The organism is Streptomyces axinellae, from assembly GCF_039532135.1.
GTDB lineage: Bacteria > Actinomycetota > Actinomycetes > Streptomycetales > Streptomycetaceae > Streptomyces > Streptomyces axinellae.
On sequence record NZ_BAAARJ010000011.1, the window covers coordinates 12,606 to 26,430 of the forward strand.

9 protein-coding genes are annotated in these 13,825 nt (G+C 73.1%); 3 read left to right on the top strand and 6 right to left on the bottom strand.

Going from position 1 to position 13,825, the window contains the following annotated elements; genetic code table 11:
- Positions 1-15: 15 nt before the first annotated feature.
- The 3 genes from ABD339_RS17510 to ABD339_RS17520 form a co-directional block, all read right to left on the bottom strand.
- Positions 16-1,626, bottom strand: a complete 1,611-nt coding sequence (locus tag ABD339_RS17510; protein WP_344567090.1) for a DUF5719 family protein — start codon at positions 1,624-1,626, stop codon at positions 16-18.
- Positions 1,623-5,459: a glycosyltransferase family 2 protein gene (locus ABD339_RS17515; protein ID WP_344567092.1), complete on the bottom strand. Its 3,837-nt coding sequence runs from the start codon at positions 5,457-5,459 to the stop codon at positions 1,623-1,625. Before ABD339_RS17515 ends, ABD339_RS17510 begins: the two co-directional genes overlap by 4 nt.
- Before the next feature lie 315 nt (positions 5,460-5,774).
- The gene (locus ABD339_RS17520) at positions 5,775-6,038 is read right to left on the bottom strand and encodes a WhiB family transcriptional regulator (protein WP_004952403.1); all 264 of its coding nucleotides are present in this window, start codon (positions 6,036-6,038) and stop codon (positions 5,775-5,777) included.
- A 660-nt stretch (positions 6,039-6,698) separates the two neighbouring features.
- Between ABD339_RS17520 and ABD339_RS17525 the strand changes: the two genes are divergently transcribed.
- From ABD339_RS17525 to ABD339_RS17535, 3 genes are read left to right on the top strand one after another with little or no spacing between them, the layout of a single operon-like run.
- Positions 6,699-7,190, top strand: a complete 492-nt coding sequence (locus tag ABD339_RS17525; RefSeq protein ID WP_344567094.1) for a cysteine dioxygenase — start codon at positions 6,699-6,701, stop codon at positions 7,188-7,190.
- A 34-nt stretch (positions 7,191-7,224) separates the two neighbouring features.
- Positions 7,225-8,193 (top strand): 2-phospho-L-lactate transferase, encoded by a 969-nt coding sequence (gene cofD / locus ABD339_RS17530; RefSeq protein WP_344567096.1) that lies wholly within the window; start codon positions 7,225-7,227, stop codon positions 8,191-8,193.
- An 11-nt stretch (positions 8,194-8,204) separates the two neighbouring features.
- Positions 8,205-9,575, top strand: coding sequence for a coenzyme F420-0:L-glutamate ligase (locus ABD339_RS17535; protein WP_344567462.1), 1,371 nt, complete (start codon positions 8,205-8,207; stop codon positions 9,573-9,575).
- Between the two features lie 139 nt (positions 9,576-9,714).
- Here ABD339_RS17535 and ABD339_RS17540 read toward each other — a convergent pair whose 3' ends face one another.
- The 3 genes from ABD339_RS17540 to ABD339_RS17550 all read right to left on the bottom strand — a co-directional run bounded on the left by ABD339_RS17540 (position 9,715) and on the right by ABD339_RS17550 (position 13,720).
- Positions 9,715-10,647: a DNA-3-methyladenine glycosylase family protein gene (locus ABD339_RS17540; RefSeq protein WP_344567098.1), complete on the bottom strand. Its 933-nt coding sequence runs from the start codon at positions 10,645-10,647 to the stop codon at positions 9,715-9,717.
- A 131-nt stretch (positions 10,648-10,778) separates the two neighbouring features.
- A complete protein-coding gene (manB, locus tag ABD339_RS17545; RefSeq protein WP_344567100.1) occupies positions 10,779-11,861 on the bottom strand; it encodes a mannose-1-phosphate guanylyltransferase in 1,083 nt (360 codons plus the stop codon).
- A 149-nt stretch (positions 11,862-12,010) separates the two neighbouring features.
- Entirely contained in the window at positions 12,011-13,720 is a 1,710-nt protein-coding gene (locus ABD339_RS17550; RefSeq protein WP_344567103.1) for a peptidoglycan recognition protein family protein, read from the bottom strand.
- Positions 13,721-13,825: the final 105 nt, after the last annotated feature.

A 13,825-nucleotide genomic window follows, 5' to 3' on the forward strand; every position in this document is an offset into this window, starting at 1 on the left:
TTGTCGTCGTTCGCCTCACTTGTCGTCGTTGAGCACCGACAGATCCTGCGAGGAGTGCGGTACGGCGACGGTGCTGCCGTCGTCCGGGAGGGTCTGGATGGTGAAGGCGGGGATGCCGTCCTGCTTTCGGGCGAGCATCCGGGACGCGTGAACCTGTCCACCGGATACTCGCTCGACCGTCACCGCGTAGGTGCCCTTGCCGCCCTCGGGGCGGGGCGGGGCGAGCGCCTTGGTGGTGTGGGCCTTGACCGTGAGGGTGGTGCTCTTGGGGCTGCCGCCGCCGCTGCCCGCGGAGGCGGTCACCCGGACCCTGGTGTCCTTGTCCGGGGCTGTCAGCGCCAAGGTGGCATCCCCGTTCCCGTTGCCGGCCGCGGTGGCGCGCTTGCCGACCGGGGCCGTGGACGGGATGAACGCGGTCTCCTGGTCGGCGCCCTTGCCACGGGTGACGCGTACGGCGGCGACGATGGGTGCGGCATCCGAGCTGTTCTCGGCGGGCGAGAGCACCAGGGAGCCCGCCTCGCCCTTGGTGAGCTCTTTCAGATCGACGGCGGTGGTCATGCCGCCCTTCACATGCAGGGTCTCGTAACCCGCGGGGCTGATGAGGCTGGAGGCGCCCGCGAGCCGGACCTTCAGGTCGGCGTCCTTCCCGCCCCGCGCGAAGACGACGAGCCGCACGGAGGTGGCGTCCTCGGGGATGCCGGGCAGGACGGCGGTGGGGGTGGCCTCCCCGGCGGGCGCCAGCCAGTCGCCGCCCGATTTCGTATCGGATGCCTGCACTTGTGCGCCCACCCGCCCGGTGCGCGCGGTGACGTGCAGCGTCGCGTTGGTGACCGGCTTCGCCGTCAGCGTGGACAGCAGTACGGGGACGGTGGAGCGGGGCGGGATGGTGACGCCCTCGCCGGTACCGGCGCCGCCCTTCTCCTTGCCGTTCTTTCCGTACAGCTCAAGATCGACGACGGCGCTGGTGTCGTCCGGGTTGGTGAGGTGCGCGTAGTCCTGGCGGTCGGTCGCCGTGCTGACACCGGGGAACCAGAAGGAGGTGTCGGGCGCCGTGCAGGCCGCGCCCTGCAGACCGCGCCCGGCTCCGGCGCCGATACTCGTCGTCTGCTGGACGGTCCAGCCCGGCGCGAAGGGGCCGTCGGCCGTGCCGAACAGCGCCGGGGCTTCCGGATCGTCCGTGCCGGCGGTTACCGGGGTGCCGGGTGAGGTGAGGGGGACGACGGGCTTCTGACTGCTGCCCTTCCCGCCCTTGTCGCTCTTCCCCCCCTTCTTCCCCTTGCTGTCCTTGCCGCCCTTCTTGTCCCCCTTGCCGCCCTTGCCGTCCTTCTCACCGGAGTCGGCGGGGTCCTCCGGTTCGGCGAGTTCGGCCGGGTGGAGCTCGGCGCCGCCCTTCTTCTTGCCCGCGGCGGAGCCCTTGGGTGTGAAGGCGGCGTAGGAGGTCTCCGCGACGTCCGAGCTGCTCGGCCGGGGGCACACCAGGGTGGAGCGCTCCACGGGCTGGTGCGCGGCTGCGGACGCCGCCTCGGGGCCTTGTGAGTCCTCGTCAGGGGTCGTGAGGGCCGCGACCCCGGTCACGGCGGCGAGCGCGACGACGGCGCCCCCGAAGCTGAGGATGGTGCGGTTCACTGCTGCTCGCTCCCGTTGCCGTACCGGTTGTCATAGCCGCGCGTGCCGTCGTAGCCGTCCTGCGGGTATCCGTACGCGTCGGCGCCGGGCGCGGCCTGCGGAGCCTGCGGATCCTGCGGAGCCGCGTACTGCTGCGCCTGCCACTCCTCGTAGGGCATCTGGTCGCCCTGTTCGTACGGCTGTCCGTAGGACTGCTCGTACGAGCCCTGGTACGGCTGCTGCTCGTACTGCTGCTCGTAAGAGCCTTGGTAGGGCTGCGCGTAACCGGATGCCTGGTCGTACGACGGGTCGTAGGGCCGCTGTTCATAGGGCGCCCCGCCGTACGGCGCCTGCTGCGGCACATAGGGCTGCTGCTGCTCGTACGGGTCGGCGTATCCGGGGTCGTAGTGCGGCTGGCCCGGCACGGTGGGCAGGGGCGGGTTTCCGGTGTCCGGATGCTCCGGGCCTTCGCCGCCGTCCGGATGAGGGGCGTCAGTGCCGTCGGGGCCCTGAGCGCCGCCTTGTGCCTCGGCCGCTTCCGCCGCCGCTGCCGCGCGCAGCCTGCGCGCCCTGCGGCCCTCGCCCGTCACGGGCTGCTCGGGTACGGGCTCTTCCTCCGGCAGGTCGTCGTCGATGTCGCGGCGGCGGCCCGGCAGTGCGAGGACCAGGACGACCAGCAGCAAGAAGCCCTGCGCCCAGGCCCAGAGGGTGTGCGTGAGGGGGGCCTCGTACGTCAGCTCCAGCTTGCCGCCGCCGGTGGGGAGTTCGAATCCCTGTGCCCAGCCATCGACCGTGACGCTCTTGAGCGGGCTGCCGTCGAGCGTGGCCTGCCAGCCGCTGTCGGCGGTGTCGGCGAGCCGCAGGACGCGCCCGGAGGGCCCCGAGGGCAGCGTGGCGTGCGACTCGACCGGACCGGCGGCGACGGGGACGGGCGCGGTCACCGCGCCGGCCGCGCCGTTCTCCGCCTTCCCCGGGACGATCGAGACCCGCGAGACCTGCTGGTCGAGGCGCCACAGCGCGCTGCCGTCCGCCTGGCTGAGCCGCGTCAGGCCGGGGGTCGCGTCCAGCACGCGGCTCATCCGGTGCGAGGCGCCGTCGCGCAGCAGGACGTAGCGCACGGCGTAGCCGCCGAGCTGGCTGGTCTGGTCGGCGCCCGAACCGGCGACCAGATGCGAGACGATGCCGTCCAGGCGCTGGTCGTTCCCGTCGGCCGCCGCGAGGTCGGCGTCGCCCAGCCGGGCCCCGGAGCCGCGCACCAGCGTGTACGTCACACCGGATGCTTCCCCGCCGCCGTCCAGCACCAGCGTGCGGGCCTGGTCCTCGGTGCCGCTCTCCTCGGCAACGAAGGCGGGCACCTGGACCGGGTCGCGCCGCGAGAGCGGCCCGTCCGCGCCGCCGATCATCCAGCCGACGGCGGCGAGCAGCGGGGCGGCCACAGCCGCGGCGGCGACCAGCGCGGCCAGCGGCTGGCGCCATCCGAAGCTCTGCGTCGCCACCCGCTCCTTGGCTCCCTCCGCGCCGACCACGGCGGCGCTCAGCAGCGCCAGACCGTAGACGAGCGTGGCCGGGCCCGCCCAGGCCGAGCCGTTGGAGAGCCCGGCGAAGAGCAGCCCGGCGAGGGCCGCGACCCAGGCAGTGCGTACCGCCAACTGGCGCCCGGCGCGCAGCAGTGCGGCCAGTCCGGCGGCCACCAGGCCGACCAGGAACAGCCCGCTGGTGGCGCCGGGGCCGCCCGGCGACAGCGTCAGCAGGTCCACCGGGGTGGCGGCGCCGGCGCCGTAGTCGAGGCCGGCCTCGGTGAGGAACTGCTTCGGGCTGCCCAGCAGCGTCAGCGACCAGGGGGCCAGCAGCAGCATCGGGGAGGCCAGCGCGACGGCGCTGCGGAGGGCGCCCGCGACCAGTGAGTCGCCCTCTCCCCGGGGCAGCGCGAGCGCGGCGACGGCGAGGACCAGCGCGATCGGCCACACGACGGGGGTGAAGGCGGTGGCCAGGGTCAGCAGCAGCGCGTACGCCCACACGGCGCGCCAGCCCGGCCTGCCGCGCAGCCCGTGGGCCGCCGCTCCGGTGCGGGCCAGCAGGGGCAGCAGGACGGCCAGCACAGCGGTGCCGATGCGGCCTTGGGCGAGCGCTCCGGTGGCCGCGGGCAAGAAGGCGTAGGCGACGCTGCCCCAAGCACGGACGAGGCGGGAGTCCACCAGCGGCCGGGAGACGAAGTAGGCGGTGAGCCCGGCCAGCGGGACGGAGCACACGAGCAGCAGCGTCAGCGCGAAGCCGGTGCTGCCGAACAGGAGTGTGGCGAAGGTGGCGACGATCGCCAGGTACGGAGGCGCGGACTGGGTGCCTCCGGTGCCGACCGGATGCCAGCCGTCCAGGTAGCGCGACCACAGCTCCGAGACGCCGTCGGGGGTCGGCAGCAGCGCGCCGCCCGCCAGTGCCCCGCCGCCCAGCAGCGCCCGGCAGGCCACCAGGGAGACGACGAGCAGGACGGCGAACAGGACGGGGCCCGGCTTGCGCGCGAGCCGCTTGAGGCGCGCGAACTGCTCGACCTCCAGGAAGTCGGCGTCATCGCCGCCGGGCCCGGACTCGACGGCGCCGTGCCGCCCTCCGGAGGTGAGTTCCGGCTCGGAGCGGCCCCCGAAGTTGCTGGCGACCTGTTCGGCCGTGGCCCGCAAGGTGGCGCCGGGCGGCGGGAAGAGGGGGCGCAGTTCCTTGTGCGCGACGGCCGGCCTGCCCCGTCTGCGGCGTGCCGCCGTGATCCGTCCGGCGCGCAGCAGCGTGCCGGACAGGCCCGCCACCTCATCCAGCGCCTGTCCCGGCACCTTGCCCACCAGATACGCCAGGGTGCGCAGCAAGGTACCGAGGACGAGCCGCAGCAGGACCCAGGGCAGGAGTGCGGTGGGCGCGTTGGCGAGCAGGGTGTAGACGGCGCCGGCCTTGTCCACCCGGTGCGGGCTGGCCCCGCGGCTGGCGCGCCCGACACAGTCGACGGGGCGGCGCTCGCGCGAGGCCGCCTCGGCGTGCCGCATCGCGGCATCCGGCACGACGAAGACGCCGTGTCCGGCGGCCTGGGCGCGCCAGCACAGGTCCACGTCGTCGCGCATCAGCGGCAGTCCGCGATCGAAGCCGCCCAGCTGTTCGAAGACATCGCGCCGGATGAGCATTCCGGCGGAGGAGACGGACAGCACGGGCCGCACCTGGTCGTGCTGGCCCTGGTCCTGCTCGCGCCGCTCCACGCCGGTCCAGCGACGGCCGCTGTGGGCGATGGAGACGCCGGCTTCCAGCAGCTGCCTGCGGTCGTACCAGCTGCGCAGCTTGGGGCCGGTGACGGCGACCGAGGGGTCGGCATCGACGACGCGCAGCAGCTGGGTCAGCGTGTCCGCCTCCGGCGCGCAGTCGTCGTGCAGCAGCCACAGCCACTGCACGGGCTCGCCGTAGGGGAGTTCGGGCATGTCGTAGGCGTCGTCGCGCCAGGTGCGGCTGACCGGGTCCCAGCCGCTGGGCCGCTTCAGGTACGGGAGGTCCTCGGGGGTGAGCACCCGTGCGGTACGGACGGCCTCTTCGACGGCGGTGCCGAATCCGGTGCGCCGGGCCATGTGCAGGACGCGTTCGGCGCCCAGGGCCTCGGTCAGCAGTTGGGCGGAGTCGTCGGCGCTTCCGGTGTCGGCCGCGATGATGTTCTGCACCGGGCGCTCTTGCCCCAGCAGACCTGAGAGAGCGTCAGGAAGCCAGCGTGCGCCGTCATGCGCGACGAGCACCGCCGTGACGACGTGCCGGGGGAACTCGGGTGGTGTGGAGTTGGCCAACCCTGCTGTGGCCGCCTCGTAGTGGGCCGCCATATGGCTGTGCACGGACATCGAGGTAGGGGCCCTCCCCGGGGGTGCCAGGGCCTCGCGGCGGTGCCGCGTAAGGCTGCAAGCTCCCGGAAGACGCGTATCGGAGCGGTGGACGCACCCGCCCCGCGGGGGTGGTGTGTCTCGGACGGCCCCACACTAACGGCTCGCCCGCGCCTGCCCCGCGTCTCCGTGCAACTGTCCCGGGCGGGCTCGGTGGCGCCCGTGTGACCTGTGCCGTGCGGGACCTGTGCCGGATACGCGGGCGATCGCGCCCACCCCGGTGCGCAGTCCGGTTCACCGGGCGGCTTCGCACGGTCCGGCTTCACCCGGTCCGGTTCACACAGCGGCTTTCTTCAGGCGGCGCCGTTCACGCTCGGACAGGCCGCCCCAAATACCGAATCGCTCGTCATTGGCGAGGGCGTATTCGAGGCATTCCGAGCGGACTTCGCAGGCGAGGCAGACCTTTTTCGCCTCCCGGGTGGACCCGCCCTTCTCGGGGAAGAACGATTCGGGATCGGTCTGCGCGCACAATGCGCGCTCCTGCCAGCCCAGCTCCTCGTCCGCCTCTTCGACCAGCAGTTGCTGGAACAGCTCGGTCATGTGCGCGCCCCTCGTCCGTCTTTGCGGCCCCGTGATGCTGTCGTTCCCGTGATGCTGTCGTTATCGAACCTTCTTGAACGACACGAGTGAAATTACAAGTGTGCCGATCCGGGGCAGTCAAGCCGAGATCTGCTATTGAGCCCGTTATTCACTCGGCGGAACCAAGCCTTCGCGGTAAGTGTTCAAATCACCACGAACTATGACACATGCCCGAGGCAGATGGCCGTTTTGCCCCGCTCCTCTCTCCAGAACGCGGTGACCTGCGGACACGTTCCGCGCCGCCCCTCGGATGGCCCTGGTCACGCCGCGGTCACAGAAGCGCAACGGCGCGCCGGGGCAGTCAGAGCGCCGTGTCTCCCGGATCGCGCCACACAAACCCCCCGGCACTCCGGGCAACCGGATGCGGTGAAACATCGGCCGCAAACCCGACATCCGGTTGACACCGGAGCATCGAAACGTTGTCCTGGTACGCATGCCAGTGCACTCCGACTTCCCCATGGCCCGCGGCCCGCTCGCCGCGGGGCCCGTCGCGGGCCGCGGTGCCCGCGCCGCCTCGGGTGTCCTGGAGTCCTGTCGCTGTCGCTGTTGTTGAGTTCCCCCTCCGACACGCCCGCCGTCCTCTGTACGGCTCCGCACTCCTCTCCGAAGGCACTCACGCACGTGAACAGCGACGTCGAAATCGCGGGCGATCCGCTCGCGATCGCACACCTCCTCCCGCCCGTCCCCGCGCACCCCTCCACGGTCTCGGGCTTCGCCGGGCTCATCCGTCAGCTCGCCGACGACCGCGCCGCCTGGGCGCCGCTCGTGCGCTACGACCCGACGGTGCGCTGGTACCACCGGCTGCGCACCGGCCCCGGCTATGAGATGTGGCTGCTGAGCTGGCTGCCGGGCCAGGGCAGCGGGCGGCACGGCCACGGGCCCTCCGCCGGGGTCTTCGGCGTCCTGGACGGACAGCTGACCGAGCACGGGCGCGGCTCGCGCGCTCTCGGCGCCGGGACGGTGCGCGTCTTCGCGCCCGGCTACGTGCACGAAGTGGTCAACGACGGACTCGAACCCGCCGTGAGCGTGCACGTCTACTCACCTGGGCTGACGGAGATGCCGATGCACTGCCCGCTGGTGCCGGATACCGCGCGTGATGCCCTGGCCTGGTGACGGAGTCGGGCCGTGGGCTGCGAGACTGGTGCCCATGCAGCGCATTGTGGTTCTGGCCGGGGGCATCGGCGGTGCCCGCTTCCTTCGCGGGCTCAAGTCCGCGGTGCCTGACGCGGACATCACCGTGGTGGGCAACACCGGTGACGACATTCATCTGTTCGGCCTGAAGGTCTGCCCCGACCTCGACACCGTGATGTACACCCTCGGCGGTGGCATCCACGAGGAGCAGGGCTGGGGCCGGGCGGCGGAGACCTTCGCCGTCAAGGAGGAGCTGGCCGCCTACGGCGTGGGCCCCGAGTGGTTCGGGCTGGGCGACCGCGACTTCGCCACCCACATCGTCCGCACCCAGATGACCGCCGCCGGCTACCCGCTCAGCGCGGTCACCGAGGCCCTGTGCGCGCGGTGGCAGCCGGGGGTACGGCTGCTGCCCATGACCGACGACCGGGTCGAGACCCACGTGCTGATCGACGACCCCGAGGCCGAGGGCGGTCGCCGGGCCGTGCACTTCCAGGAGTACTGGGTGCGGCTGCGGGCCTCGGTGGACGCGCACGCGGTGGTGCCCGTCGGCGCCGAGGCGGCCAAGCCGGCGCCCGGGGTGCTGGAGGCCATCGCCGGGGCTGACGTCATCCTCTTCCCGCCGTCCAACCCCGTCGTCAGCATCGGCACGATCCTGGCCGTGCCCGGCATCCGGGAGGCGATCGCCGACGCGGACGTGCCCGTCGTCGGCCTCTCCCCCATCGTCGGTGACGCGCCGGTGCGCGGGATGGCGGACAAGGTGCTGGCGGCCGTGGGTGTCGAGAGCACGGCCGCCGCCGTCGCCACGCACTACGGCTCGGGACTGCTCGACGGCTGGCTGATCGACACGGTGGACGCGGACTCGGTGGCCGCGGTGGAGGAGGCCGGCATCCGGTGCCGTGCCGTTCCGCTGATGATGAGCGACGAGGAGGCCACCGCGACGATGGCCCGGCAGGCGCTCGAACTAGCTGAGGAGGTACGGCCGTGACGGCTTCGGTCATGGACGCCGAGGGGGCGCGCCCCGCCTACGAGGTGTGGGCGCTGCCCGGCATTCCCGAGGTGCGGCCGGGTGACGACCTGGTCGGGCTGATCCGCGACGCCGTGGGTGCGGCGGACGGGCGCGGGCTCGCGGACGGCGACGTGCTCATCGTGACGTCGAAGATCGTCAGCAAGGCCGAGGGCCGAATCGTCGAGGCGGAGGACCGGGAGACGGCGATCGAGGCGGAGAGCGTGCGGGTCGTCGCGCGGCGCGGACCCGCCAGGATCGTCGAGTCGCGGCACGGCTTCGTCATGGCGGCTGCCGGGGTCGATGCCTCCAACACCCCCAAGGGCACCGTGCTGTTGCTGCCGGAGGATCCGGACGGCACGGCGCGGCGGCTTCGCGAGGGCGTGCGGAAGGCCCTCGGGGTCACCGTCGGCGTGGTGATCACCGACACGTTCGGGCGGCCGTGGCGCGTGGGCCAGACGGATGTGGCGATCGGCGCGGCGGGCGTCCGGGTCCTGGAGGACCTGCGCGGCGACGTCGATATGTACGGCAACCCGCTCGGCGTGACCGTCACCGCTGTCGGGGACGAACTGGCCGGCGCGGGTGAGCTGGTGAAGGGCAAGGCCGCCGGGCTGCCGGTGGCGGTGGTGCGCGGACTGTCCCAGTATGTGCTGCCCGCGCCCTCGGACGGGGAGACGCCGGGCGGGGAGGCGGTGCCCGGCCCCGGGGAGACCGCGCGGGCGCTGGTGCGGGACGCGGCCGACGACATGTTCCGGCTGGGCACTTCGGAGGCCGTGCGCGAGGCGGTGACGCTGCGGCGCACCGTACGGGAGTTCACCGACGAGGCCGTGGACGGCGCGGCCGTGCGGCGCGCTGTCGCCGCCGCCGTGACCGCGCCGGCTCCGCACCACACGACGCCGTGGCGGTTCGTCCTGCTGGAGACGGCGCAGATCCGCGTCCGGCTGCTCGATGCCATGCGGGACGCCTGGATCGCCGACCTGCGGCGCGACGGCAAGAGCGAGCAGAGCATCGCCCAACGGGTACGGCGCGGCGATGTGCTGCGCGCGGCGCCCTACCTGGCCGTGCCCTGCCTGGTGATGGACGGCTCGCACGACTATCCGGACTCGCGCAGGGCCGCCGCCGAGCGGGAGATGTTCGTGGTCGCGGGCGGCGCCGGCATCCAGAACTTCCTCGTCGCGCTGGCCGGGGAGGGGCTGGGGTCGGCGTGGGTCTCCTCCACCATGTTCTGCCGCGACGTGGTGCGCGAGGTGCTGGGGCTGCCGCGGGACTGGGACCCGATGGGTGCCGTCGCGGTCGGCCGCGCGGCGGGCGCGCCCCGGCAGCGGCCGGACCGGATGGCCGAGGACTTCGTCGTCAGCATGTGAGCCGTCGTCAGTCAGCGGCCCTCAGCCTGGCCGCCGGCGTGTGAGCGGCCCTCAGCTTGTGAACCCTGGCCGGCATGTGAACTGCCGTGGCGGGCGGGCCCGTCCGCTGTCGTGGTGCCCGGCGCCCCCGGTGGCTGCCCTACAGGCGGGCTATGTCGCCGACCGGGAAGCGGGGCTGTCTGCGCGGCATGCGCGGGCCCGCGAGCAGGATGAGGCGTGAGGCGCGGTGCCGCTGGCCCTCGTAAGGGGCGAGGAGCGCGAGCATGCCCTCGTCGTCGGTGTCGCGCTCTCCGGTGAGTGCGTGGCCGACCTGGCGGGGCAGGTGCAGGTCGCCGACGGTGACGGCGTCCGGCTCGCCGTTGCTGCGCTGGAGTACCTCGGCCGCCGTCCACGGGCCGATGCCGGGGATCGCCTGGAGCCGGGCGAGCGCGGCCGGGAGATCCATCCGGGCCGCCTCCTCCATCCGGCCCGCCCGCTGGACGGCGCGGATGATCGCCGCGGAGCGCTTCTGATCCACCCCGGCACGGTGCCACTCCCATGAGGGGACGCGCAGCCAGTCGCGCGGCGCCGGCATCACCCACAGGTCCGGGTGCGGGCCGGGGGCGCGCTCGCCGAAGCGGCGCACCAGCAACCGCCAGGCGCGGTACGCCTCTTCGGCCGTGATCTTCTGCTCCAGCACCGAGGGGATCAGCGACTCCAGGACGCGACCCGTACGGATGAGGCGCAGCCCCGGGTGGTGGCGGTGTGCCCGGCGGGTCAGCTCGTGGTGCGGGACGAAGGCGCCGGGGTCGTCCTCGGCCCCCAGCAGCGCGGGCAGTCCGTCGAGCACCCAGTCGGCGCCGGGCCCCCATGCCTCGGCGCGCACCTGGCCGCCCGCGCCGTCCGCGCCGTCCGCCCCACCCGTGCGCCGGACGAGGCGGAGGGTGGCGGGCCCGAGCGGGGTGCGGGTGCCGCGCCAGAGGGCGCCGTCCTCCGCACGGAACGTCGGGTCGTACGGGCCGCGACGCAGCACGCCCAGGCTGCGGCGCAGGTCGTACGGGCCCGGCGGGGTCCAGGTGCGGGTGAGTGACACGGGCGCAAGCGTAGGCCCCGGGGCTGGCAGCCCTGGGGGTCGGGGTTCGGGCCCCCTCCGCCTCCGCGCCTCCGCCTCACCCACGCCCTCGCCGCTTCCCCCTGTGGGCGGGGGACGCGTGGGGGCGCGGGTCACTGGTCGGAGGAGAAGCGGACGGCGCCTGCGGGGATCCGGGCGCCGCACCAGACGCGGATGCCGCCGCGCAGTTCGTTGTCCTCGCCGATGACCGCGCCGTCCCCGATGACCGCGCCGTCCAGGACGGTGTGGGCGCCGATGTGGGCTCCCGCGCCGATGAGCGAGTCGCGGATGCGGGCGCCGGGGGCGATCACGGCGCCGTCCAGCAGCGCGCTGCCGTCGATGCGCGCCCCCGAGCCCACCTCCGCGCGGGCGCCCGCGACCGAGCCACCGGTGAGCTTGGCGTCCCCCGCCACTTCGGCCGTCTCCAGTATCAGCCGCTCCCCGCACCGGCCGGGGACGGCGGGCGAGGGGGCGCGGCCCAGTACGAGGTCGGCGGAGCCGCGGACGAAGGACTGCGGAGTGCCCAGGTCGAGCCAGTAGGTGGAATCAACCATTCCGTGCAGGTGGGCGCCCGCCGCGAGCAGTCCGGGGAAGGTCTCGCGCTCCACGGAGACGGGGCGTCCGCCCGGGATGGTGTCGATGACGGAGCGGTTGAAGACGTAGGCGCCCGCGTTGATCTGGTCGGTGACGATCTCCTCGGGGCTCTGCGGCTTCTCCAGGAAGGCGGTGACCCGGCCGGCGCCGTCGGTGGGGACGAGCCCGAAGGCGCGGGGATCGGTCACCCGCGTCAGGTGGAGCGAGACATCGGCGCGGGCGCCGGTGTGCTCATCGACCAGGGCGCGGATGTCGAGGCCGGAGAGGATGTCGCCGTTGAAGACGAGCACCGGCTCGTCGGGGCGCGAGTGCAGCCGGGAGGCGACGTTGCGGATGGCGCCGCCGGTGCCCAGCGGCTCCTCCTCGGTGACGTACTCCAGGTGCAGCCCGAGGCCGGAGCCGTCGCCGAAGTAGGGCTCGAAGACCTCGGCGAGGTAGGAGGTGGCCATCACCACGTGATCGACGCCCGCGGCACGCGCGCGGGCCAACTGGTGGGTGAGGAAGGGCACACCCGCGGCGGGGACCATCGGTTTGGGCGTGTTCACGGTCAGCGGACGCAGCCGGGTGCCCTTGCCCCCGACCAGAAGGATCGCTTCTGTCACGTGTTGTCTCTGCTTCCTGCCGGGGTCCGCCGGCCATTCCTTCCGTGGCCGGCGGCCAGTGTATGCAGACGGGTACGAACACGTGGGCGGGCCCGTACGGCAACCCCGGCAGGTGGCCTCGCGGCCCTGGTCGGGGCCGCGAGGGGCCTTCAGCGACCCTGCATGCGAGCCGCCGAGGTGCGGGTCGCACCGAGCGTGCCGTACAGGCGGGCGCCGGGACACTCGGTGGTGAAGCCGTCCCGGTGCCCGGAGATGGTGCGGAGCTTGACCTTCTTCCCCTTCTTGAATTTGCCGCCGCCCGAGGTCATCCAGACCTTGCTCTTCGGATTGCGGCCGGTCAGTCCGAGCTTCCAGGCCGCGAGCCGGGAGACGGCGCGGGTGGCCGCGGCCGGCGGCTTCGTCTTCTCGTAGGAGCCGAGAACCGCGATGCCCGTGCTGTTGGTGTTGAAACCGTAGGTGTGGGCACCCATCACGGGCTTGGCCACACCTCCGGCGCGGCCTTCGTAGACGGTGCCGCACTTGTCGACGAGGAAGTTGTAGCCGATGTCCCGCCACTTGCTGCTCTTGACGTGGTACCGGTACATGGCACGGATGATCGAGGGGGACTGGCGGCACTTGTAGCTGTTGGTCATGGCCGTGTGGTGCACGAAGGCGACCTTGACGGTCTTGGTGTATTTGAGCCCGGACTCGCGCAGCTTCTCGTTCGCGCCCCAGCCCTTGCGGGTGACGATGCGCGGCCGGGGGCCGATGTAGGGGCGGCCCGCGGGGTATGCGGTCTGGGTCGCCTCCCTGCTGAGGGCCGGGAGCGCCCCGCCCCTGGCGGACTCGGCCGACGCGGGTGCCTCGGCGTTCCCCGTGTCACCGGTGTCTTCTGCGTTGCCTGTGTTGTTTGCGCTGTTTGTGTTGCTCGTGGTGCCCGTCTCCGCGTCGGGTGCCTGGCCGGGCTCGGGCGCGCGGCCCGCTTCCGGATCCGTCTCCCCTCGCCCGCCGGAGCCGGTCTTCCCTCCCGCCGGATGCCCCTTCGCCGGGTCGCCGCCCTTGGGCTTCGAGGGGGACTTCGGGGGGGTGCCCTTCCCCTTGGCGGGGGATTTGGCAGGGGCGCTGCCCTTCGGCTTCGAGGGGGCCTTGGAGGGGGACTTCGACGGGGGTGCCGAGTCAGGGCCGGGGTCCCACGCGGGTTCGGGGCCGGGGTCGATCAGTTCCAGTCGCAGCCCGGCGGGCAGGAGCGAGGCGAGGCCCGGCGCGTTCTGCTGCCCGTCGGAGTCGCCTTCCAGGGCCACCCGTGCCTGTACGCCGTCCGACTGGCCGACCCACAGCGGCGCTGTGGCGCCGCGCGCGGCGCCGCCGTCGGCCGCGGCTTCGTCCGGTACGTCGCCGGGGTGGGAGTCCAGTTCCTGCCAGCCGGTCCAGCGCTGGGTGGCGGCGTCACGCGTGCGGACCTGGATGTGGCCGTTGAGCTGGTCACTCACGTGTTCCCATACGACGCCGAGCAGCGAGTAGGGGCGCACCGAACGGGCGCCGATCTCGCGGCTGCCCGAGTCCTTCTCCCCGGCGCCTCTGGTGGCGGGCCTGGCCCCGAAGGGCAGCGACTGGGTGCTGCCGGCGACCCGGCCCTGAGCGCTCTGCCCTCCCGGAGATCCCTCAGCGCTCCGAGATCCCTGGGCACTCTGAACCCCCTGAGTGCTCTGAGACTTCTGAGTGCCCTGAGCGCCCTGGCCGTTGTTCCTGGTCGCGGATTCCGGCTCCGCGGCCCGGGATGCCCGCTCCCCCGGTGCGCCGGCCGCCGGGGCGACGCAGACGAGCGGCAGCAGCAGGGCCGCACTGACGACACTGATCGAGGTTGCACGTTTCGCTCGCATACCAATGATCGTGGTCATAGGTGATCATTCCTGTCCATTCAGGACCGGAGCCCGCTACTCCCACTCAGGTACTCACTGGCCCTCAGCACGGCTCCCCCGCCCCCT